The sequence below is a fragment of the Bradyrhizobium sp. Ash2021 genome (assembly GCF_031202265.1).
Classification (GTDB): Bacteria; Pseudomonadota; Alphaproteobacteria; order Rhizobiales; family Xanthobacteraceae; genus Bradyrhizobium.
In genome coordinates this window covers 6,505,541-6,524,676 of sequence record NZ_CP100604.1, presented here as the reverse complement: position 1 = coordinate 6,524,676, position 19,136 = coordinate 6,505,541, and the positions used below count along the sequence as shown (strand labels likewise).

Sequence of the window (19,136 nt, the reverse complement as noted above, 5' to 3'; positions counted from 1 at the left end):
GTGTGTTCAGGCCGATTGCACCCCGCCTTGCACGTGGTATCAGACGGCGGCCACCGGTGTTGGAGAGGCCCCAGGGGACGTAATGGCTGAAGCACAAACCGCCGCGACGGAAGATTCTGTCGACATCGTCGCGAGACTGAAGCTGCGCATGATCGAGCACGCCCTGCCATTGTGGTCCGGGGAAGGCTGGGATTCGACGTCGGGCGGCTTCGTCGACCGGCTCGACCGCGATGGGCGCGCCGATCGTCTCGCGCCCCGGCGCGTGTTCGTGCAGGCCCGGCAGATCTATTGCTTCGCCAAGGCAGCGCAGATGGGCTGGTATCCGGAAGGCCGCGAAATCGCGCTCAAGGGGCTGGATCATTTGCTGACCAAAGCCAAGGCGCCCGACGGCCGGCCGGGCTTCGTGCATACGTTGACGCCCGATGGTGCGGTCCTGGACCCGCTGCGCGATTCCTACGACCACGCCTTCGTGCTGTTTGCACTCGCAACCGTCTATGCGCTCGACCGTGACGCGCAGGTCCGCGCCGAGATCGACGCGCTGCTCTCGTTCCTGGACGCTCATCTGCGCTCGCCGCATGGCGGCGTGCTGGAAGGATTGCCGGCGTCGCTGCCGCGGCGGCAAAACCCGCAAATGCATCTGTTCGAAGCGATGATCGCGGTGTTCGACGCCACCCATGAGACGGTCTTCCAGAACCGCGCCGGCGACTTCTTCGCGTTGTTTCTCGCCAATCTCTACGACAAGCAGAAACACGTGCTCGGCGAATATTTCGAGGACGACTGGTCGAAGATCGAGCCGGTCAGCGTCGAGCCCGGACACCAGGCGGAATGGTGTTGGCTCTTGAAGGGGTTTGAGCGGATCACTGGTTGCCCAACGGGACGTTTTCGCGGCGAGTTGCTGGCCTCGGCGCTGCGCTATCGCGACGAGGCCACCGGCTGCCTGGTCGATGAGGGCGACACCGAGGGCAACATCAGACGGCACACGCGGCGTCTGTGGCCGCAGACCGAAATGGCCAAGGCGTGGATCGCGCAGGCCGAGGCGGGCGAGGCCGGTGCCGCCGACCAGGCGCGTGCCGCGCTGGCGCGCCTGGAACGGCACTACCTTTCGCATCCGGTCGCGGGCGGCTGGTACGATCAATTCGATCGCGCCGGCAACTCGCTGGTGGCCACGATTCCTGCGTCGTCGTTTTATCATGTGCTGTGCGCGGTTGCGGAAGCAGAGCAGGTGCTCGGCTGAGCACAAGCTGCGTTACAGCCACCGCTTCCTTCGCTTGAAGCTTTTCAGGTTTTTAAAACTCTTGCGCTGGTCGCCGGCGCCGCCGAGGTAGAATTCCTTCACGTCCTCGTTGTCGCGCAACTCGTCCGCGCTACCGTCGAGCACCACCTTGCCCTGCTCCATGATGTAGCCGTGACTGGCGACCGAAAGCGCTGCGCGCGCATTTTGTTCGACCAGCAGAATGGTCACGCCGAGATCGCGGTTGATCTCGTTGATGATCGCGAACACTTCCTTCACCAGCAGCGGCGACAGGCCCATCGACGGCTCGTCCATCAGGATCATCTTCGGGCGCGCCATCAGCGCACGCCCGATCGCCAGCATCTGCTGCTCGCCGCCGGACAGATAGCCGGCGAGGCCGGTGCGCTCCTTCAGCCGCGGGAAATATCTGAACACCATGTCGATGTCGGCGCCGACCTCGTTATCGCTGCGGGTGAAGGCCCCGAGCCGCAAATTCTCCAGCGACGTCATGTCGGCGATGATGCGGCGGCCTTCCATCACCTGAAAAATGCCGCGGCGGACGATCTTGTCGGGATCGATGCCGTTGATGCGCTCGCCGTTGAAGACGATCTCGCCGCGCGTAACTTCGCCGTCCTCGGTTTTCAGCAGGCCCGAGATCGCCTTCAGCGTCGTCGATTTGCCGGCGCCGTTGGCGCCCAGCAGCGCCACGATCGCGCCTTGCGGCACTTCAAGGCTCAAGCCGCGCAGCACCAGGATGACGTCGTCGTACACCACCTCGATGTTGTTCACGCTGAGCAGCGGGGCTGCGGCGACGGCGATCGGTGCGGGGCGTGCTGCTTCGACAGTTTGAGTCATGTCGTTATCACTCTCCACTGTCGTCACCCGCGAAAAGCGGGTGACCCAGTATTCCAGATGCGGCTGTGATGGACCGAGAAGCCGCGGCGTACTGGATCACCCGCTGGAGCCTGTCACCGGGCTCGCCAAAGGCGAGACCCGGTGGCGGGGGATGACATTTGAGCGTTGGTGACGTTGGTGTGTTACCTCACCACCCAAACCATTCCGGCTTGCGCGGCAGTTCGACGGTCTTGACCTTCTCGAGCTTGATCGTGCCCTTGGCCATCAGGTCGTTGATGTCGCCATCGGTCGGCCCGGAGACTTTCGAGCGATAGAGATCGACCTTCATCGTCGGGCGATGGTCCTTCTCGGTCCAGGTCGAGGGATTGCAGACGCCTTCCATGCCGGCCGGCACCCAATCCTTCTTCTGGTAAAAGCCCTTGGCGACGTTCTCGCCGGTGGCGCCGCCGTTCTTGGCGGCCCAGTCGAGCGCTTCCTTCAGATACAGCGCGCTGCAAACGGCTGCGATGTAATGCACGGGCCGATAGACCTTGCCGGTCGGGTCCGACATTTTGGAGATTTCCATCACGGTCTTCATGCCCGGCGCGTTGCCGCCCCAGGCCACCGCGGTCCGCAGCGGGAAGATCACGCCATCGGCGGCGTCGGCGGCGGTCTTGGCGGCGTTCTCGTCCATGCCCCAGACATTGCCCATGAACTGCACGTCGACGCCGGCGGTCTTGCACGCCTTCAGCACCGAGATGTTGGAGGCGGCGGTATTGCCGAGATAGGCGTAATTGGCGCCGGCGCTCTTCAGGCTCAGGCACTGCGCGCTGTAATCACCCGGCGCCAGCGCGAACACCAGCGGCGGCAGCACTTCGAATCCGAGTTCGGTGGCGAGCGCTTCGCCCGCGGCCTTCGGCGCATTCGGATAGGGATGGTTGGCGCCCATGTGGACGAATTTCGGCTTGCCCGGCTTGCCCTTGGCCTTCCAGTCCTCGGCCGCCCAGGTCAGCATCGCCCGCATCGAGTCCGAATAGCTCGGACCATAGAAGAAATTATACGGCGCGGGCTTCGCCTTGCCGCTGGTGCCTTCCGGATCGGTCAATGCGGCCGCGTAGGAGCCTGAAATGTCCGGGATCTTGTCCTGCGCGAGGAAGCCGGTCAGCGCCTCGGTGTCGGCGGTGCCCCAACCCATGATCGCCGCGACCTTGCTGTCGGGGGCCGACCATTTCTTGTAGAGCGCGATCGCGCGCGGCACCTGGTAGCCGTAATCGTTGCTGTCGACGTTGAGCTGCTTGCCGCCGACGCCGCCGTTCTTGTTGACCCAGGCGAAGGTGTCCGCGACGCCCTGTCCGTAAGGCGTGCCGACGTCGGACGTGCCGCCCGACTGATCCTGAAGGTGACCAATGGCAATCTGCGCCTGTGCGGCTGCCGACGCGCCGCCGATCAACAACGCCAGCGAAACCGTGCTCAAAAAGGACTTTATCGTCATGGTGTTTCCTCCCGTTATTTTGTTGATACCGATTGTAGCCAGTCCCGTTCCAACCTCAATGCGAAAACGGGTAGAGTTTCCAGTAGGTCTTGATCTGCCGCCAGCGATGCGCGAGCCCGTCGGGCTCGAACATCAGGAACGCGATGATGATCAGCCCGACCGTGATCTCGCGCAAAAAGGTGATGTTGTTGTTGAGCGACAGCGCCTTGTCGATCGCGCTGCCCTTGAGGCCAGCGCTGATCCATTCCATCGCTTCCGGCAATAGCACCACGAACGCGGTCCCCATCAGCGTACCCATCACCGAGCCGGTGCCGCCGATGATGATCATCGCAAGAAACAGGATCGAGCGTTCGATGCCAAAGCCTTCGTTGGAGACGACGAGCTGGTAGTGCGCGTAGAGCGCGCCGGCGATGCCGGCGAAGAATGCCGCCAGCCCAAACGAGAGCGTGCGGTATTTGGTGAGGTTGATGCCCATGATCTCGGCGGAGAGATAATGATCGCGGATCGCGACCAGCGCGCGGCCGTCGCGCGTGCGCATCAGATTGGTCACGAGCAAATAGCTGGCCACGAGATAGGCCAGCACCACGTAGAAATATTGCTTATCGCCGCGAAAGGTGTAGCCGAAGATCGAGAACGGGTTGGCGCTGGCGGGCACCGAGCCGCCGGAAAACCAGTCGGCGCGCGAAAAGAAATCGAGCAGGATGTATTGCGCCGCCAGCGTCGCGATGACGAGATAAAGCCCCTTCAGCCGCGCGGCCGGCACCCCGAAGATCAGTCCGACTAGCGCTGTGACGACACCGGCGAGCGGAACGGCGAAGAACACCGGGATCGGCAGATTGTTGGAGATGTAGGCCGAGGTGAAGGCGCCGAACAGGAAGAACGCAGCGTGGCCGATCGATATCTGTCCGGTGAAACCGACCAGGATGTTGAGGCCGAGGGCTGCGATCGCGAAGATGCCGATCTGGATCGATATGCTGAGCCAGTAGTTCGAAAACACCAGCGGCGCGAAGCAGACCAGGACGACGCCCAAAATCGCAAAGTTGCGGCTGGTCGTGGTCGGAAAGATCATGGTGTCCGCCGCATAAGTGGTGCGGAAGTCGCCGGACGGGATCAGGGAGGGACCTGCCATGAATTACACCCGCTCGATGTCTTTGGTGCCGAACAGGCCGTAGGGCTTGATCATCAGGATGATGATCAGCACGTAGAACGGCGCGATCTCGTAGAGATTGCCCCAGTGCAGATATTCGCTGTCGACATATTGCGCGATGTTTTCCAGCAGCCCGATGATGATGCCGCCGAGCACGGCGCCGCCGATCGAGTCGAGTCCGCCCAGGATCGCGGCGGGAAATACCTTGATGCCGTAGCCGGAAAGACCCGAAGATACGCCGTTGACCACCGCGACCACGACGCCGGCGACCGCAGACACCGTTGCCGAGATCGCCCACGCCATCGCGAACACGCTTTTGACGGAGATGCCGAGCGATTGCGCCACCTGCTGGTTGAAGGCGGTGGCGCGCATCGCCAGCCCATATTTCGAGGCGCGAAAGAACCAGGCCATGCCAATCATCATCGCGACCGAGACGACGAGGCTCATGACATAGACGGTCTGGATCTGCAGGCCGAACAGGCTGACGGACTGGCTCTCGAACACCCGCGGAAACGGCTGCGGGTTGACGCCAAAGATCCATTTCAGCGCGGCCTGGAACACCGTCGACAGCCCGATCGTGACCATGATGACAGAGATGATCGGCTCGCCGATCATCGGCCGAAGGATCAGGATCTGGATCGCAATGCCGAACACGAACATGAACACCAGCGTCATCGGCATGCCGAGCCAGAACGGCACCTGGTATTTGGCAAGCAGCGCCCAGCACACCCAGGCGCCGATCAGCAGCAACTCGCCTTGCGCGAAGTTCACGACCTGGGTCGCCTTGTAGATCAGCACAAACGACATCGCGACCACGCCATAGAGCGTGCCGACCACGAGGCCGTTGACGAGGAGCTGGATCAGGAACTGGAGGTTCATGGAAACTCACTCGTCATTGCCGGGCATAGCCGTCCGAAGGACGGCGTCGCTTCCGCTCGCCTATGCCCGGCAATCCATCGTTCAAGAAGGACTTTTTTCGAAAGCGGATGGATGCGCGGGTCAAGCCCGCGCATGACGGCTGAATATGCCGATACACCCAGCCTCATTCCGCGGCCTCCGCTGTCGCCGTATCCCGCGCGAGATCGACCACTCTCAGCGTGGTGCGGATGCGTTGCGTGGTGCCGTCCTGGAAGCGGATCACGGTGTCGACGGGGATGTCGCGCTTGCCGCCATAGATCGCGTCGATGATCCCGGCGTATTTCTCGTTGATGACGCTGCGGCGGACTTTTCGGGTGCGGGTCAGTTCGCCGTCGTCGGCGTCGAGTTCCTTGTAAAGCAGCAGGAATCTCGAGATGCGCTGCGCCGGCGGCAGCGTCGCGTTGACGGTTTCAACTTCTTTCCGCACCAGTGCGTAGACCTCCGGCCGCGAAGCGAGGTCGGTGTAGGTCGTGAACGAGATGCGGTTCTTTTCCGCCCATTTCGAGATGATCGAGTAGCGGATGCAGATCATTGCCGCCAGCGCGTCGCGGCCGGCGCCGAGCACCACGGTTTCGGCGATGTAGGGCGAGAATTTCAGCTTGTTCTCGAGATATTGCGGCGAGAAGCGTTCGCCGCGCGAGGTCTCGGCGAGATCCTTGATGCGGTCGATCACCACGAGCTGCTTGTTGTCGTTGAAATAGCCGGCATCGCCGGAATGCATCCAGCCATCCTTCATGTCGGCCAACGAGGCTTCCGGATTCTTGTAATAGCCCAGGAACATGTTCGGGTGGCGCACCACGATTTCGCCGACGCCGTTGATGTCGGGGTTGTCGACGCGGATCTCGATATCGCCGGCCATCGGCACGCCCGTCGTATCCGGATCGACCTTGCCGAACGGATGCAGCGTGTAGGCGCCCAGCAATTCGGTCTGGCCGTACAGCGTGCGCAGCGGCACGCCCATGGCCTGGAAGAATTTGAACGTATCCGGCCCGAGCGCCGCGCCTCCGGTCGCCGCCGAGCGCAGACGGGTAAAGCCGAGCCGGTCGCGCAGGGCGCGGAACAGCAGCTGGTCGGCCAGCGTCGAATGCTTGCCCTGCGCCAGCGCCGCAAGGCCCGTCTTCATGCCGAGGTCGTAGAGTTTTTGCTTGAGCGGCGAGGAGTCCATCACGCCGGCGCGGACGTCGGCGGCGATCGATTCCCAGACCCGAGGTGCGAACAGCACGAAGGTCGGCGCGATCTCGCGGAAATCGTTCATCATGGTGTCGGGCTCTTCCACGAAGTTGACCTTCATCCGGCAGAGCAGCCCTTTGCCGAGCACGTAGACCTGTTCCATGATCCAGGGCAGCGGCAGCACCGAGACGTATTCGTCGTCCGGACCCTTCGGATCGAACGCGAGATAGGTCGCGCAATGTTTCAGCACGCGGCCTGCCGCGAGCATCGCGAGCTTCGGGTTGGCCGTGGTGCCTGACGTCGTGCAGAGGATCGCGACGTCCTCGCCTTTGGTCGCGTCAACGAGCTTGTCGTAGAGGCCCGGCTCCCGTGCGGCGCGGTCGCGGCCCATGCTTGCAAGCTTTTCGGCTTCCATCAGCCGCGGGTCGTCGTATTTCCGCATGCCGCGCGGATCGGAATAGACGATGTGCTTGAGGTTCGGGACGCGGTCGGCCAGTGCCAAAAGCTTGTCGACCTGTTCCTCGTCTTCGGCGAACACCAGCTTGGCGTCGCCGTAACTCAAGAGGTAGGCAGCTTCCTCGTCCAGCACGTCGCGATAGAGGCCGAGGCTAAGTGCCCCGATCGCATGGGTGGCGATTTCGGCCGAAACCCAGTCCGGCCGGTTGTCGCCGATGATGCCAATCACATCGCCGCGGCCGAGGCCGAGTTCGACCATGCCGAGCGCGAAATCGTGCACGCGCGCCTGGTAGTCGTTCCAGGTGAAGACGCGCCAGAGCCCAAGGTCCTTTTCGCGCAGCGCGATCTCGGCGCCATGCTCCCAGGCGTTGAGACGCAAAAGCTTCGGATAGGTGTTGGCTTGCGCGACGCGACCGGCGTAATCCATCATGCCGCGCACTCCGGGGCGGCGGACTTGTCGTCGGGGTCGACCAAGACCTCGTCTTCCTCGCCGAGATAGGCGCGCTTGACATGGGGGTCGGCCAGCACCGCGGCGGGGTCGCCTTCCGCGATCTTGCGGCCGAAATCCAGGACCATGACGCGGTGGGAGATGTCCATCACCACACCCATGTCGTGCTCGATCATCATGACCGTCATGCCGAACTCTTCGTTGAGATCGACGATGTAGCGCGCCATGTCCTCCTTCTCTTCGAAGTTCATGCCGGCCATCGGTTCGTCGAGCAGGATCAGTTCCGGCTCCAGCGCCATCGCGCGGGCCAGCTCGACGCGCTTGCGCAGGCCATAAGGAAGCGTGCCCGCGGTCGCCTTGCGCACCGACTGCAGGTCGAGGAAGTCGATGATCTCCTCGACCTTGCGGCGATGCTCGAGCTCCTCGCGCCGCGCGCCGGTCAGCCAGTACAGCGATCCCGTGATGAAATTGTTCTTCAGCAGGTGATGCCGCCCGACCATGATATTGTCGAGCACGCTCATATGATGGAACAGCGCCAGATTCTGGAAGGTGCGGCCGATGCCGAGCGAGGGCCGTGCGTTGGGATTGAGTGCTGTGATATCCTTGCCGCGATAGAACAGCTGACCTTCGGTTGGCTTGTAGCGGCCCGAGATGCAATTGACGATCGAGGTCTTGCCGGCGCCGTTCGGGCCGATGATCGAGAACAGCTCGCCATCGTTGACGCCAAAACTCACTTCGGTCAGCGCACGGACGCCACCAAAGCGCAGTGACACCCCGCGCACTTCCAACGTGTAAGCCACTCATTCCCTCCAGATACGGCGCTTGACGCGCTCTTTATCTTTTCGTTGCAATCACAACGGCGACCTTACATTGGCCGGTATCGGTAAGCCATCCAACTAATGATGCCTGGTCGTGAGGCATTGGTCATCGGGCCCTTTCCCGTGCATCGAAATCATGCGCGGTAACGCCACACCCGCCGACCCCAGCCCTTTCTTCGCGCCGTCCACCTATCCCGTTGGGTGACAAGCGGAGTGACGCGAGGTGGTCCTCCATAGGGGAAAGCGATACGTTGAAATGTCTTGCGCCGGACAATTGGTAAGTAAATTTTGGAGGCGCCCCGCGCTTCCGGTTCCCGGATCAATTAATGTTGCGGTGCAATATGCTGGGCTGGGGACGCTGTCGACAACATCATGATTGCTCCGGATTATCTGAAGCGCATCGCGTCCTGGTCGCGCGAACTGAACGAACGCGAGATCGAGGTCGCGCGCGCCGGCATTGTCGAGAAATCCTACCGCGCCGATGAATTCATCTTCATGCGCGGCGACCAGTTCGACTACTGGACCGGCGTCGTCACCGGTCTGGCTCGAATGGGCATCGTATCCCGGGGCGGCAAGGCCGCCAGTTTTTGCCGGTCTGACCGCAGGGGCATGGTTCGGCGAGGGCACTGTGCTCAAGAACGAGCCGCGGCGCTATGACGTGGTGGCGCTGCGCGATACCCGGCTCGCAATGATGGACCGCAAGACCTTCGTCTGGCTGTTCGAGAACAGCGTGGGATTCAACCGTTTCCTGGTCGGCCAGCTCAATGAGCGGCTTGGCCAGTTCATCGCGCTGCTCGAATACGGCCGCACGCTGGATGCGACCGCGCGGCTGGCGCGCTCGATCGCCTCATTGTTCAACCCCATCCTGTATCCGGACCTCACGCGGCATCTGGAGATTACGCAGGAAGAGATCGGGGCGCTGTCCGGCATCTCCCGGCAAAATGCCAACCAGTGCCTGAAGCGGCTGGAGAAGCAGGGCTTGCTCAGACTCGAATATGGCGGCGTGACCATCATCGACCTCGAGCGATTGCGGCACTATGGCGAGTAACAGGCGCTTGGGCCCCAAGCTCGGCATCTCAACAATAAATCGCCGACCAACCAGTTTGGGGCTGGTGCCCCAGCCGGTCGGTTAAAGGTCTGATTCCAAATGGTTTTGGCATTAGACTTCGGCGGGGTCGGATGCTATGGCCTCTGCCGCTGGCGGCTCCCCCTTGCGCGCTGGATTTGACTGGGCGAATTGGGGGCGGGGTAAAGGGCCCGTCGGGCTCGCGTGCCGCCCGTGTTGTTGGAGAAGACATGTTGGCTCAGGATTCGAAACAGCGTGTGGCGCTGATAACCGGCGTCACCGGCCAGGACGGCGCCTATCTCGCCGAATATCTGCTCGGCCTCGGTTACACCGTACACGGAATCAAGCGCCGGTCGTCGTCTTTCAACACCGCGCGCATTGACCATCTCTACGAAGATCCCCATACGCGCAATGTACCGTTCATGCTTCACTATGGTGACATGACGGACTCGACCAACCTGATCCGATTGGTGCAGCAGATCAGGCCGACCGAGATATACAATCTCGCCGCTCAGAGCCATGTCGGCGTTAGTTTCGAGAGTCCTGAATATACCGCCAATGCCGATGCGATCGGCGTATTGCGGTTGCTTGAGGCGATCCGCATTCTCGGCATGGAAAAGGAGACGCGGTTCTATCAGGCGTCGACCTCGGAACTATATGGCCTGGTCCAGGAGGTTCCGCAGAAGGAGACGACGCCGTTCTATCCGCGCTCGCCCTATGGCGTCGCCAAGCTTTACGGTTATTGGATCACCGTGAACTACCGCGAGGCCTACGGCATGTATGCCTCGAACGGCATTCTGTTCAATCATGAGAGCCCAATTCGCGGCGAGACTTTCGTGACACGCAAGATCACGCGCGGGATTGCCCGTATCGAGACCGGTCTGGATGAGGCGCTCTATCTCGGCAATCTTGAAGCAAAGCGCGACTGGGGCCATGCTCGAGACTACATCGAGGGCATGCACAAGGTATTGCAGGCGGATAAGCCTGATGATTTTGTGCTGGCGACTGGCGAAACCCGCTCGGTGCGTGAATTTGTCGAACTTGCATTTGCCGAGGTTGGCCGCAGCATTGAATGGCGCGGAAAAGGCGTCGAGGAGACCGGCGTTGACCGGAAGTCAGGCAAGACAGTTGTTCGCATCGATCCGGTTTACTTTCGTCCCACCGAAGTCGATCTCCTGATCGGCGACGCCAGCAAGGCGCGTGAAAAACTCGGTTGGACGCCGAAGACGAGCTTCGCACAACTCGTCAGGGAAATGGTGGCGAGCGATCTTGCGATCGCGAAACGGGAGATCGTCAATGGCAAGAACCCCGTTTGAGCTCAGCGGTAAAACAGTCTACGTTGCCGGTCATGGTGGCATGGTCGGCGCCGCACTGGTGCGCAGGCTGGCGCAGGAAGACGTCAAGCTGTTGACGGTCAGGCGCAGCGAGGTTGATTTGCGTGATCTGGCCGCTGTCAACAAATGGTTTTCCGCCAAACGACCGCAGGCGGTTTTTTTAGCTGCGGCCAAGGTCGGCGGCATCGTCGCCAACAACACGCTGCGCGCCGAATTCCTCTACGACAATCTGGCGATTGCGGCGAATGTGATCCATGCCGCCCACGTCAACAAAACCGAGAAACTGATGTTCTTCGGCTCATCCTGCATCTATCCCAGGATGGCGCCGCAGCCGTTACGCGAAGATTCCATGCTGACCGGGCCGCTGGAGCCGACCAACGAGCCCTATGCGATTGCGAAAATCGCAGGGATCAAGATGGTCGAGGCCTATCGCCACCAATATGGTTCGGACTTCATCAGCGTGATGCCGACCAATCTGTATGGCCGCGGCGACAATTATCATCCTGAATACAGCCACGTCGTCGCCGCCCTGATCCGCCGCTTCCACGAAGCGAAGATGTCCGGGGTCAAAAACGTGGTGGTCTGGGGCACCGGCACGCCGCGCCGCGAGTTCCTCTACGTTGACGATCTCGCCGACGCCTGCGTCCATCTGATGAAGACGTATTCCAGCGACGAACTGGTCAATATTGGCACCGGCGAAGACATCACGATCGCCGAATTCTCCCGCGTGGTGGCCGCGACCATTGGCTATAGCGGCGAAATCAGCTTCGACGCCTCAAAGCCCGACGGCACGCCGCGAAAACTGCTGGACGTCAGCCGCCTCGCGAAACTGGGCTGGCGCGCCAGCACCTCGCTCGAGGACGGGATCAAGCTGGCGTATCGGGCGTATCTGAGTGAGTCCAAACAGGCGGCGGAGTAGCTATCTCGCCGCCAGCCTCGGCGGAGCCTTCGTCAGCGCCGTCGCCATCGCCGAGATCAGCGGTTTCATGAAGTAGGCGTCATTGGCCGGATAAATATCCGTGCGCAGCCCGTGGGACTTGAGTTCGTCCGACACCGCAGGTCCGACCGAGGCAATTGGCGTACGCGCCAGCCCGTCGCGCAACCGCGCTTCATATCCGCGCGCTCGCGCGACTTCCACGAGACGGCGGATCTGGCCCAGATTGGTCAGCGCAATCGCATCGATGCGGCCCTCCGCCATCTCGTCGATGGCGGTGACGATGTTGGCGTCGGCGGCCTGCGCATCGTAGACGTAAGGCAATACGGTATCGACCTCGGCGCCCTGCGCGGTGATCGCATTGATCAGCACGCTGTGGTCTTTGTCCGGATAGAGCTGCAGGCCGAGACGACGGCCTTTCAAGTCGAGGCGCGACAGCATCTCGGCGACGCCCTCGGAGGTCGGCTTCTCGGTCGTGATCTGCGGCTCCAGCCCGATCTCGCGCAGCGCCCGGCCGGGTTTCGGGCCGCGGGCGAATTTCCGCGCCTTGCTAAGCGCGGCAGTAAACTCCGGCTCGACGCCGATGCGTCGCACGACCTTCATCAGGCGGCGGAGGCCTTCGCCGGTCATCAGCACCAGATCGTCGAAAGGCTTGTCGATCGACCGCCTGATCCAGGCCTCGATCGGCGCTGGGTCGGGCGCATCGTGAATGGTGAACATCGGGCATTGCAGCACGTCGGCGCCCTGTTCGGCGAGCAGGCGGGAAAACTGTGCTTCCTCGCGCGTTTCCAGGATCAGGATGCGGTAGCCGTTCAGTCTGTCAGCCATGATCTCACTCCAACGCCGATCGTGCGTGCTTTGTTCATCCTGACTCCTGTTTCGGGATTGGCGCAAGCAGGTTGGCGGTGATAGAGCAGGGCCGCAAACCCGCTCCACCTGCTGCCTTGGATGTAATCAAGTCCGCGCCATGCCCGATCGTCAATTCGTTCTGACCCTGTCCTGTGCCGATCGCCCCGGCATCGTCTCCGCGGTGTCGACGTTTCTCGCCCATAACGGGCAGAACATTCTGGACGCCCAGCAGTTTGACGACGTCGAGACCAAGAAATTCTTCATGCGGGTGGTGTTCACCGCCGCCGATCTCGCGGTCGAATTGACGGCATTGCAGACCGGCTTTACCGCGATTGCCGACCGTTTCGGCATGGACTGGCAGATGCGCGATCGCGCCAACCGCCGCCGGGTGATGCTGCTGGTCTCCAAATCCGATCATTGCCTGGTCGACATCCTCTACCGCTGGCGCACCGGTGAGCTCGAGATGATTCCGACCGCGATCGTCTCCAACCATCCGCGCGAGACCTACGGCAATCTCGATTTCGGCGAGATTCCGTTCCACTACATGCCGGTGACCAGGGAGACCAAACGCGAGCAGGAGCAGGCGGTCCTGAAGCTGGTTGACGACAGCAATACCGATCTCGTGGTGCTGGCGCGCTACATGCAGATCCTGTCGGACGAGATGACGGCAAGTTTGTCGGGGCGCTGCATCAACATCCATCACTCGTTCCTGCCGGGCTTCAAGGGCGCGCGCCCCTACCACCAGGCGCATGAGCGCGGCGTCAAGCTGATCGGCGCCACCGCGCATTACGTCACCCGCGATCTCGACGAGGGCCCGATCATCGACCAGCACGTCGAGCGCATCAGCCACCGCGATACGCCGGAAGATCTCTCGCGCAAGGGACGCGACATCGAACGCCGGGTGCTGGCGCGCGCGATGCGTCACCACCTCGAGGATCGCGTGATCCTCAACGGCCGCAAGACCGTCGTATTCATGGATTGAGGGCGCGAGGCGCACTCACTTGTTGCTTTGACGCGTTTTCTTCGCTCGAAAACGCCTCTCAATGAACCGCATCCTGCGACGACGGCGCCGGCTTTGTTTCCTCGCCGCGCTCTGCGGCGGGCATCAGGCGCTTTCGTTCCCGCTCTTTCATGAACTCGTCGTATTTCGCCGTGCCGGGTCGGGGCGGGGCATCCGCCGGCATACCGCCGGCCCATGCCGGAATGGCGTCGCTGATGCCGGCCGCGAGCTTCTCGTTGATGGTGCCGCATCCGCTCAAGGCAAAGCCCGCGAGCGAGAGCGCGGCGAGTGTGGCGATATGGCGGGCACGGATCAGCATGGCAACAGCTTACAATCTAGACCTTTAAGGATGATGGATTTAGGGCCGTCTGGCGGCCCCGGCTTTGCCAACCCAACCGCTTCTTTGTTGACAGGACCATTTTATTTGTACAATCGTACAAATAAGTAGCCGATCCGGTGACGCGTCATTCGAACGTGCCCACCCGAACGCTCCCGAGCTGTGGTCCGTCGCGACGATGATGGTATCATGGCACCTAAATTCGGCTCTTTGTCGCTATCAGCAGGACAGCGTTGCGGACTGGCCTCGGGCCGGCAGCCCATCCTTCGCCCGATTGACAACAAGCCGCCGGAAGACGCCATGTCGCCTCGCTACACGGCCGAAAAATCTGGGCTATGGTGAGGCAAGGCCGGGGACTCGGCTCAAGGTACACGACCGATCAGGGGGAGAAAAATTTCATGTCTATCCGCAGTCAAATATTGCTGGCCGCAAGCGCCGTGGCAGCCTTAGCCGCCGCGGCGCCTGCCCAGGCCGAGGACGCCGTCAAGATCGGCCTGATCCTGCCGATGACCGGCGGCCAGGCGTCGACCGGCAAGCAGATCGACAACGCCATCAAGCTCTATATGCAGCAGCATGGCGACACCGTCGCCGGCAAGAAGATCGAAATCATCCTGAAGGATGACGGCGCTCTTCCGGACAAGACCAAGACCGCCGCGCAGGAGTTGATCGTCAACGACAAGGTCAATTTCATCGCGGGCTTCGGCGTGACGCCGGCAGCCCTTGCCGCAGCACCGCTGGCGACGCAGGGCAAAATCCCGGAAGTCGTGATGGCGGCCGGCACCTCGATCATCACCGAGCGCTCGCCCTATATCGTGCGCACCTCCTTCACGCTGGCGCAGTCGTCCACCATCATCGGCGACTGGGCCGCCAAGAACGGCATCAAGAAGGTCGCAACGCTGACCTCCGACTACGCGCCGGGTAACGACGCGCTGACCTTCTTCAAGCAGAATTTCACCGCCGGCGGCGGCGAGATCGTGGAAGAGGTCAAGGTGCCCCTGGCCAATCCCGATTTCGCGCCCTTCCTGCAGCGGATGAAGGATGCCAAGCCCGACGCGGTGTTCGTGTTCGTGCCGGCGGGCCAGGGCGGCAATTTCATGAAGCAATATGCCGAGCGCGGGCTCGACAAGGCTGGCATCAAGGTGATCGGCCCCGGCGACGTCATGGACGACGATCTGCTCAACGGCATGGGCGACGCGGCGCTCGGCACCGTCACCGCGCATCTGTATTCCGCGGCGCATCCGTCGGCGATGAACAAGGAGTTCGTCGCCGCCTACAAGAAGGCCTTCAACTCGCGTCCGGGTTTCATGGCGGTGAGCGGTTATGACGGCATCCACCTGATCTATGAGGCGCTGAAGAAGACCGGCGGCAAGACCGATGGCGATGAACTGATCGCGGCGATGAAGGGCATGAAGTGGGAAAGCCCGCGCGGCCCGATCTCGATCGATCCGGAAACCCGCGACATCGTGCAGAACATCTACATCCGCAAGGTCGAGAAGGTCGATGGCGAACTCTACAACGTCGAGTTCCAGACCTTCGAGGCGGTGAAGGATTCCGGCAAGACCAAGAAGTGACGACGAAGTCGTCATCCCGGGGCGCGCGCGAGCGCGAACCCGGGATCTCGAAATTGTCGCGCGAGATTCCGGGTTCAGCGCTGCGCGCTGCCCCGGAATGACGGTTTCCAAAGGCTCTGGGACATTCCCTGAATGACCACGCTGTTCACAATCCTGTTCGACGGTGTCGCCTACGGCATGCTGCTGTTCGTGCTGGCCTGCGGCCTCGCCGTGACGCTCGGGCTGATGAACTTCGTCAATCTCGCGCATGGCGCCTTCGCCATGACCGGCGGCTATGTCTGCGCTGTGCTGGTCAATAATTCCGGCTGGCCGTTCTTCGCCGGCCTGCCGCTGGCCTTCGTCTCCAGCGCGCTGATCGGCGTGGTGCTGGAACGCGCGCTGTACCGGCATCTCTACACGCGAAGCCATCTCGACCAGGTGCTGTTCTCGGTCGGGCTCGTCTTCATGTCGGTCGCGGCGGTCGATTACATCATGGGATCGTCGCGGATCTTCATCAAATTGCCGGCGGCGCTGGAGGGCCAGTTCGACTTCTTCGGCGTCGGCATCGGCCGCTACCGGCTGATGATGATCGTGATCTGCGGCCTGCTCACGGTAGCATTGCAGCTGATCCTGGCCCGCACGCGGTTTGGCAGCCGCCTGCGCGCCGCGGTGGACGATCCGCGCGCCGCCGGCGGGCTCGGCATCAATGTGCCGCAGGTCTTCGCCTTCACCTTTGCCTTCGGCTGCGGCCTTGCCGGCCTCGGCGGCGCGCTGAGCGCGGAAGTCCTCGGGCTCGATCCGTATTTCCCGCTGAAATTCATGATCTACTTCCTGATCGTGGTGACGGTCGGCGGCTCCTCCAGCATCACCGGGCCGTTTCTGGCCTCGCTGCTGCTCGGCATCGGCGACGTCGCCGGCAAATATTACGTGCCGAAGATGGGCCCCTTCGTGATCTACACCATCATGATCGTGATCCTGATCTGGCGCCCAAACGGCCTGTTCGGCCGCACCGCTACGCGTTGAGCTTGCGATGACCGCGCTTCCCGACCTCTCATCCCATGCGATGGCCAGCGCCCGTTGGCGTCCGGCCGAGATTGTGTTCTGGATTCTCGCAGCTGTCTGCGCGTTCCTGTTTCCCTCCCGCTATCTGATCATGACCGACATCGTGCGGCTGGCGCTGTTTGCGCTCTCGCTCGACCTGATCCTCGGCTATGCCGGCATCGTCTCGCTCGGCCACGCCGCGTTTTTCGGCGTCGGCGCCTATTCGGCTGGGCTGATGGCGCTGCATGGCGTCATCAACGAGCCGGTCATCGCGCTGGTCGCGGCAGGCCTGGTCGCCACCGTGCTTGGCTTTCTCACCAGTTTCCTGGTGATCCGCGGCGTCGACCTGACCCGGCTGATGGTGACGCTCGGGATCGCGCTGCTACTGGAGGCGCTGGCGGAACGCTATTCCGACATCACCGGCGGCACCGACGGGCTGCAGGGCATAGAGATGCAGCCGATCCTTGGGTATTTCGCCTTCGACATGTTCGGCAAGACCGGCTTCTTCTATTCGCTGATCGTGTTGTTCGTGCTGTTCCTGCTGGCGCGCCGCGTCGTCCACTCGCCGTTCGGCCTCTCGCTGCGTGCGATCAGGAACAATCCGCTGCGCGCCGCGGCAATTGGCGTGCCCGTCAACCGCCGCCTGATCGCGGTCTATACGCTGGCGGCCTTTTATGCCGGCATATCGGGCGCGCTGTTCACCCAGACCACGGCGCTGGCCTCGCTCGACGTGTTTTCGTTCGAACGCTCCGCCGATCTGATGCTGGTGCTGGTGATCGGCGGCACCGGCTATCTCTATGGCGGCCTGATCGGCGCCGTCGTGTTTACGATGCTGCAGGAGTTCTTCTCGACCATCACGCCGCAATACTGGCAATTCTGGATCGGCCTCGTGCTTGTCGTGATCGTGCTGGTCGGCCGCGCGCGGATTCATCGCTGGGCCTTGTGGTTGCCGAACCTCGTCATCCGGCAATTCGCCGGCCGCAAGGCCGTCGTTGCCGTTCCCGAAAGTGATGCGTCATGACTGTCGCACTGGAAACCAAAGGCCTGGAAAAATCGTTCGGCGGCCTCCGGGTCACGCGCGACCTTTCGCTCAGCGTCGAGCAGGGCGCCCGCCATGCGCTGATCGGGCCGAACGGCGCCGGCAAGACCACCGTCATCAATCTCCTGACCGGCATGCTCAAGCCCAATGCCGGACGCATCCTGCTGGAAGGCAACGACATCACCGATTTGCCGGTTCACAAGCGGGTGCTGCGCGGGCTGTCGCGCACCTTCCAGATCAACCAGCTCTATGCCGATCTGACGCCGCTCGAGACCATCGGGCTCGCGGTCTCCGAACGGCTCGGCCGCGGCGGCGACTGGTGGCGGCGGATGGGCACGCGCAGCGACGTCAATGGCGAGATCGCGGAGACGCTTGGCCGCTTTCACCTGCTCGACGTGATGAACGACCTCACCGCCACTTTGCCCTACGGCAAGCAGCGCCTGCTCGAAATCGCGGTCGCGATTGCGACCAAGCCGCGCGTGTTGCTGCTCGACGAGCCCGCTGCCGGCGTCCCCGAAAGCGAGCGTCACGATATTCTGGCCGCGGTCGCGGCCCTGCCGCGGGATGTCACGGTGCTGCTGATCGAGCACGACATGGATCTGGTGTTCTCGTTCGCCGACCGCATCTCGGTGCTGGTCAACGGCGCCATGCTGGTGGAGGGCCCGCCGGGCGAAGTGGCGCGCGATCCGCAGGTCAAGGCGGTCTATCTCGGCGAGGCCGCCGATGTCTGACCTACTCACCATCGAAGGCCTGCGCGCCGGTTATGGCGAGGCGGTGGTGCTGCCGGGCATGACGCTTTCGCTCGCCGAAGGCCAGGTGCTGGCGCTGCTCGGCCGTAACGGCACCGGTAAGACCACGCTGATCAATTCGATCGTCGGCGTCACCCGCCGGTTCGGCGGCACTGTCGGGCTCGGCGGGCTTGATCTGACGCCAATGCGGCCGGACCAGCGGGCGCGGGCCGGGATCGGCTGGGTACCGCAGGAGCGCAATATCTTCCGCTCGCTGACGGTGGAGGAAAACATGACGGCCGTGGCGCAGCCCGGGCCGTGGACGGTTGAAAAAATCTACGAGATGTTCCCGCGCCTGAAGGAGCGCCGCAATAATTTCGGCAACCAGCTCTCCGGCGGCGAGCAGCAGATGCTGGCGATCGGCCGGGCGCTGACGCTGAATCCAAAAGTGCTGCTGCTGGATGAGCCGACCGAGGGTTTGGCGCCGATCATCGTCGAGGAGCTGCTGAGGGCGCTCGGCACAATCACCCGCGCCGGCGGCATCTGTTCGATCATTGTCGAGCAGAATGCGCAAAAGATTCTGGGGCTGGCCGATCGTGTTGTGATATTGGAGCGCGGCGCGATCGTCCACGACGCGGCAAGCACTGCCCTGAAGGCCGATCCCGCTGTGCTCGAGCGCTTCCTTGGCGTCTCGGGCGCCGCCGCACATTGAATGTCTTTTTGTTTGACGCGTTTTCTTCACGC

17 protein-coding genes and 1 pseudogene are annotated in these 19,136 nt (G+C 62.4%); 10 read left to right on the top strand and 8 right to left on the bottom strand.

Features of this window, described 5'->3' with window-relative positions; all coding sequences use genetic code 11:
* Nucleotides 1–82 precede the first annotated feature (82 nt).
* Nucleotides 83–1,234, top strand: a complete 1,152-nt coding sequence (locus NL528_RS31565; protein WP_309178287.1) for an AGE family epimerase/isomerase — start codon at nt 83–85, stop codon at nt 1,232–1,234.
* 12 nt (nt 1,235–1,246) lie between these two features.
* Here the strand turns inward: NL528_RS31565 and NL528_RS31560 are convergent, their stop codons facing one another.
* The 6 genes from NL528_RS31560 to NL528_RS31535 all read right to left on the bottom strand — a co-directional run bounded on the left by NL528_RS31560 (nt 1,247) and on the right by NL528_RS31535 (nt 8,496).
* Nucleotides 1,247–2,086, bottom strand: a complete 840-nt coding sequence (locus NL528_RS31560; RefSeq protein ID WP_309178286.1) for an ABC transporter ATP-binding protein — start codon at nt 2,084–2,086, stop codon at nt 1,247–1,249.
* A gap of 187 nt (nt 2,087–2,273) precedes the next feature.
* A complete protein-coding gene (locus NL528_RS31555) occupies nt 2,274–3,557 on the bottom strand; it encodes an ABC transporter substrate-binding protein (RefSeq protein ID WP_309178285.1) in 1,284 nt (427 codons plus the stop codon).
* A gap of 55 nt (nt 3,558–3,612) precedes the next feature.
* A complete protein-coding gene (locus tag NL528_RS31550) occupies nt 3,613–4,686 on the bottom strand; it encodes a branched-chain amino acid ABC transporter permease (protein WP_309178283.1) in 1,074 nt (357 codons plus the stop codon).
* Between the two features lie 3 nt (nt 4,687–4,689).
* Nucleotides 4,690–5,583 (bottom strand): branched-chain amino acid ABC transporter permease, encoded by an 894-nt coding sequence (locus tag NL528_RS31545; RefSeq protein WP_309178281.1) that lies wholly within the window; start codon nt 5,581–5,583, stop codon nt 4,690–4,692.
* Between the two features lie 163 nt (nt 5,584–5,746).
* Nucleotides 5,747–7,678, bottom strand: coding sequence for a long-chain fatty acid--CoA ligase (locus NL528_RS31540; RefSeq protein ID WP_309178280.1), 1,932 nt, complete (start codon nt 7,676–7,678; stop codon nt 5,747–5,749).
* The gene (locus NL528_RS31535; protein WP_309178279.1) at nt 7,675–8,496 is read right to left on the bottom strand and encodes an ABC transporter ATP-binding protein; all 822 of its coding nucleotides are present in this window, start codon (nt 8,494–8,496) and stop codon (nt 7,675–7,677) included. Before NL528_RS31535 ends, NL528_RS31540 begins: the two co-directional genes overlap by 4 nt.
* A 390-nt stretch (nt 8,497–8,886) precedes the next feature.
* Here NL528_RS31535 and NL528_RS31530 point away from each other — a divergent pair.
* The 3 genes and pseudogenes from NL528_RS31530 (at nt 8,887) to NL528_RS31520 (ending at nt 11,833) form a co-directional block, all read left to right on the top strand.
* Nucleotides 8,887–9,562 (top strand): annotated as a pseudogene (locus tag NL528_RS31530) (Crp/Fnr family transcriptional regulator).
* Nucleotides 9,563–9,810: 248 nt separating this feature from the next.
* A complete protein-coding gene (gene gmd / locus NL528_RS31525; RefSeq protein ID WP_309178278.1) occupies nt 9,811–10,896 on the top strand; it encodes a GDP-mannose 4,6-dehydratase in 1,086 nt (361 codons plus the stop codon).
* Entirely contained in the window at nt 10,877–11,833 is a 957-nt protein-coding gene (locus NL528_RS31520) for a GDP-L-fucose synthase (RefSeq protein WP_309178277.1), read from the top strand. Before gmd ends, NL528_RS31520 begins: the two co-directional genes overlap by 20 nt.
* On the opposite strand, the gene NL528_RS31515 is transcribed toward NL528_RS31520, so the two are convergent.
* Nucleotides 11,834–12,676, bottom strand: coding sequence for a uroporphyrinogen-III synthase (locus tag NL528_RS31515; protein ID WP_309178276.1), 843 nt, complete (start codon nt 12,674–12,676; stop codon nt 11,834–11,836).
* A gap of 139 nt (nt 12,677–12,815) precedes the next feature.
* On the opposite strand from NL528_RS31515, the gene purU reads away from it, so the two are divergent.
* The gene (gene purU / locus NL528_RS31510) at nt 12,816–13,679 is read left to right on the top strand and encodes a formyltetrahydrofolate deformylase (protein WP_309178274.1); all 864 of its coding nucleotides are present in this window, start codon (nt 12,816–12,818) and stop codon (nt 13,677–13,679) included.
* Between the two features lie 58 nt (nt 13,680–13,737).
* Here purU and NL528_RS31505 read toward each other — a convergent pair whose 3' ends face one another.
* Nucleotides 13,738–14,016 (bottom strand): hypothetical protein, encoded by a 279-nt coding sequence (locus NL528_RS31505; protein ID WP_309178273.1) that lies wholly within the window; start codon nt 14,014–14,016, stop codon nt 13,738–13,740.
* Nucleotides 14,017–14,432: 416 nt separating this feature from the next.
* Between NL528_RS31505 and NL528_RS31500 the strand changes: the two genes are divergently transcribed.
* From NL528_RS31500 to NL528_RS31480, 5 genes are all read left to right on the top strand, one after another.
* The gene (locus NL528_RS31500; protein WP_309178272.1) at nt 14,433–15,605 is read left to right on the top strand and encodes an ABC transporter substrate-binding protein; all 1,173 of its coding nucleotides are present in this window, start codon (nt 14,433–14,435) and stop codon (nt 15,603–15,605) included.
* 132 nt (nt 15,606–15,737) lie between these two features.
* Nucleotides 15,738–16,607, top strand: coding sequence for a branched-chain amino acid ABC transporter permease (locus NL528_RS31495; protein ID WP_309178271.1), 870 nt, complete (start codon nt 15,738–15,740; stop codon nt 16,605–16,607).
* Nucleotides 16,608–16,614: 7 nt separating this feature from the next.
* Nucleotides 16,615–17,646: a branched-chain amino acid ABC transporter permease gene (locus NL528_RS31490; protein ID WP_309178270.1), complete on the top strand. Its 1,032-nt coding sequence runs from the start codon at nt 16,615–16,617 to the stop codon at nt 17,644–17,646.
* Entirely contained in the window at nt 17,643–18,395 is a 753-nt protein-coding gene (locus NL528_RS31485; RefSeq protein ID WP_309178269.1) for an ABC transporter ATP-binding protein, read from the top strand. Before NL528_RS31490 ends, NL528_RS31485 begins: the two co-directional genes overlap by 4 nt.
* Nucleotides 18,388–19,104 carry an ABC transporter ATP-binding protein gene (locus tag NL528_RS31480; RefSeq protein WP_309178267.1) on the top strand — a complete coding sequence of 239 codons (717 nt, stop codon included), beginning with the start codon at nt 18,388–18,390 and terminating at the stop codon, nt 19,102–19,104. Before NL528_RS31485 ends, NL528_RS31480 begins: the two co-directional genes overlap by 8 nt.
* Nucleotides 19,105–19,136 lie beyond the last annotated feature (32 nt).

Excerpts from the sequence above, each read along its gene's own strand:
- NL528_RS31565 (WP_309178287.1), top strand. The coding sequence starts at position 83 with ATGGCTGAAGCACAAACCGCCGCGACGGAAGATTCTGTCGACATCGTC.
- NL528_RS31560 (WP_309178286.1), bottom strand. The coding sequence starts at position 2,086 with ATGACTCAAACTGTCGAAGCAGCACGCCCCGCACCGATCGCCGTCGCC.
- NL528_RS31555 (WP_309178285.1), bottom strand. The coding sequence starts at position 3,557 with ATGACGATAAAGTCCTTTTTGAGCACGGTTTCGCTGGCGTTGTTGATC.
- NL528_RS31550 (WP_309178283.1), bottom strand. The coding sequence starts at position 4,686 with ATGGCAGGTCCCTCCCTGATCCCGTCCGGCGACTTCCGCACCACTTAT.
- NL528_RS31545 (WP_309178281.1), bottom strand. The coding sequence starts at position 5,583 with ATGAACCTCCAGTTCCTGATCCAGCTCCTCGTCAACGGCCTCGTGGTC.
- NL528_RS31540 (WP_309178280.1), bottom strand. The coding sequence starts at position 7,678 with ATGATGGATTACGCCGGTCGCGTCGCGCAAGCCAACACCTATCCGAAG.
- gmd (WP_309178278.1), top strand. The coding sequence starts at position 9,811 with ATGTTGGCTCAGGATTCGAAACAGCGTGTGGCGCTGATAACCGGCGTC.
- NL528_RS31520 (WP_309178277.1), top strand. The coding sequence starts at position 10,877 with ATGGCAAGAACCCCGTTTGAGCTCAGCGGTAAAACAGTCTACGTTGCC.
- NL528_RS31515 (WP_309178276.1), bottom strand. The coding sequence starts at position 12,676 with ATGGCTGACAGACTGAACGGCTACCGCATCCTGATCCTGGAAACGCGC.
- purU (WP_309178274.1), top strand. The coding sequence starts at position 12,816 with ATGCCCGATCGTCAATTCGTTCTGACCCTGTCCTGTGCCGATCGCCCC.
- NL528_RS31505 (WP_309178273.1), bottom strand. The coding sequence starts at position 14,016 with ATGCTGATCCGTGCCCGCCATATCGCCACACTCGCCGCGCTCTCGCTC.
- NL528_RS31500 (WP_309178272.1), top strand. The coding sequence starts at position 14,433 with ATGTCTATCCGCAGTCAAATATTGCTGGCCGCAAGCGCCGTGGCAGCC.
- NL528_RS31495 (WP_309178271.1), top strand. The coding sequence starts at position 15,738 with ATGACCACGCTGTTCACAATCCTGTTCGACGGTGTCGCCTACGGCATG.
- NL528_RS31490 (WP_309178270.1), top strand. The coding sequence starts at position 16,615 with ATGACCGCGCTTCCCGACCTCTCATCCCATGCGATGGCCAGCGCCCGT.
- NL528_RS31485 (WP_309178269.1), top strand. The coding sequence starts at position 17,643 with ATGACTGTCGCACTGGAAACCAAAGGCCTGGAAAAATCGTTCGGCGGC.
- NL528_RS31480 (WP_309178267.1), top strand. The coding sequence starts at position 18,388 with ATGTCTGACCTACTCACCATCGAAGGCCTGCGCGCCGGTTATGGCGAG.